Raw genomic sequence first — 2,076 nt, 5'->3', positions numbered from 1 at the left:
GACGAATACCCTTTGTGACTATCAGAAAGAAGAAATGAAGCTGCACCGTTCCAGCCGAAAAGAGCTGCGATGCCTTCATCATCAATTTAAAAAGCTCAATCTTTTACGGCAGATTCATTTCCACATCGGGAATTTGATCTACCTTCCTGTTCAGAATGAATCCTTTACCAGGGAGGAGAAGGACAAGATTCTTCAGGCAGTTCAATCACTTAAGAGCATTATGCACCATCCTTCTTACCACATGCAGGATGGACATTTCATTTTGATGAAAGAGCTGCTGCAGGAGTTCTGGGAGGATCATGATGACCTTCACAGCAAGCCGTTTCAATCGATCAGGCAGCATTTTTCCTGCGAAACAATATTACTTTATGAACTTTTGTCAGTTCATGATTTACTGGAAGAATTAAACGAATCGCATGTACTTGAAATTCAGCATGAAAATGTCTTGGAAAAGTCATTGAAAAAATAAAAAAGGATCGTCTCGGGAGTGTGTCACCGGCAGCGATCCTTTTTTTGTTAAAGAATTATTCTCCCAAAGCTTGACGAGCCAGCATGGAAATGACCATATCATCCATAGGCGGATTATGGAGTCCTGCCCTGACATCCCGGTAGTACCGCTGCATAGGATTGGATCTGAACAAGCTTCTCGCCCCGACAATTCTCATGGCAGTGTCTACTATATGAAAGGCACTGTTCGCAACGATATGCTTTACAGAAGCAAGCTCTGCTGCCATTAATGCTCGCTTCTCCGGCTCATTATCCCACTTATCGGCAACAGAATACAGAACCTGCCTTGCTTTAAAGAGCTCCAATTCTATTTCCCCTATTTTCCTTTGAACCTCAGGGACATCCTTAATTGGTCCTGGCAAGCTGTTAGGTGAGTACTCCTTGGAAAAGCGGATCGCTTCATTCCGCGCGGCAATCGCTATGCCAATATAACAAGCCGGGATATGCAGCAGCCACGCTTTCGGAAGTGCCTCTCCCCTGTTATGCCCATCGCTGTCCCGCTCAACTAACGCACTGGAAGGAAGGGCAACGTCTTCAAGTACGAGATCGTCACTCCCGGTTCCTTTCATGGCAATCGTATCCCACGTTTCTTCAATTGAAACACCTTCAAGGGAGTGATCGACCAGGAAAAAACCTTTTTCAGCCTTACCTTCGAACCGTGCAGAAACCAATGAATAATCAAGTGCCTTGGCCATAGAAGTAAATGACTTCCGTCCGTTCAGTACCCAGCCCTTCTCCGTTTTCACCGCATTTGTTTCCGGAATGCCGCCTCGTGTGGGACTGCCTGTTGCAGGTTCGGTTGCAGCACGGTTTATCAAGACTTTATTTTCCACGATTCTTTTGCATAGGCTTTTAAATGTTTCTTCTTTCCACGGCCGGCCTTCGGATAGTTCCATCAAACTGCCCAGATGCCATCCAATCGACAATGCGGTCGCTGCGTCTCCAGTGGCCAGTCTTTCCTGAAGCATGACCAATTCATATAAACTCAGCTCATCTCCCCCGTATTCTTCCGGGACAGTCAAGGCAACATACCCTGCTTTTTTTAAATCTGAAAAATTTTCAAAAGGGAAAGTATCCTCCCGATCAAATTTCTCTGCCCGGGATGAAAAAACATCTGCGAGTTTTCCAGTTGATTCGAGTAACTTCCGCTGACGATCATTTTGAATATAAGATTCATATAAATCCAATTGAATCCTCCTCTGCCGACATTGACTTTCTTTTATGATAATCAATCTATTCCCGGTACTCAAAGATTTTGTCCTATTAAACCAATCAGAATTATGCAGAATTTCATCCATGCTGTTGAGTCGGCATCCAGAATCAAATCCATCCTTTGTTAAACAAAAAAACCCGCTGCATTTAAAATCATGCAGCAAGGTTCGCTAACTGGTTATGAAGCATTTTCCTCTTTATCCACTTTATATTCCTGTTCCCAATACTCAGCGTTTTTAATACCGAGCTTTGTGGAGTTAAAGACTGGATCAAGCCCCTGCTTCTTCTGTTCTTCGTAATCCTTAAGGGCACGAAGAGCAGGTTTTGCCAGGATGAGGATGGCGATCAAGTTCAGCC

Annotated in this window: 1 protein-coding gene and 2 pseudogenes; 1 reads left to right on the top strand and 2 read right to left on the bottom strand. The window is 44.3% G+C overall.

The window, feature by feature from the left end; translation table 11 throughout:
* Nucleotides 1-469 (top strand): annotated as a pseudogene (locus tag HP456_RS23265) (hypothetical protein); the annotation flags it as partial.
* 55 nt (nucleotides 470-524) lie between these two features.
* Here HP456_RS23265 and HP456_RS23260 read toward each other — a convergent pair.
* Both HP456_RS23260 and HP456_RS25220 read right to left on the bottom strand, forming a co-directional pair.
* Complete coding sequence (locus tag HP456_RS23260) at nucleotides 525-1,694, bottom strand: acyl-CoA dehydrogenase family protein (protein ID WP_246289389.1); 1,170 nt, start codon at nucleotides 1,692-1,694, stop codon at nucleotides 525-527.
* 203 nt (nucleotides 1,695-1,897) lie between these two features.
* Nucleotides 1,898-2,076 (bottom strand): annotated as a pseudogene (locus tag HP456_RS25220) (sodium:alanine symporter); the annotation flags it as partial.

Origin of the sequence: Bacillus haikouensis (genome assembly GCF_013179555.1) — a bacterium.
Lineage (GTDB): Bacteria > Bacillota > Bacilli > Bacillales > Bacillaceae_B > Rossellomorea > Rossellomorea haikouensis_A.
The sequence above is the reverse complement of the archived record's forward strand: the minus strand, read 5'-3'. Positions and strand labels throughout refer to the sequence as shown.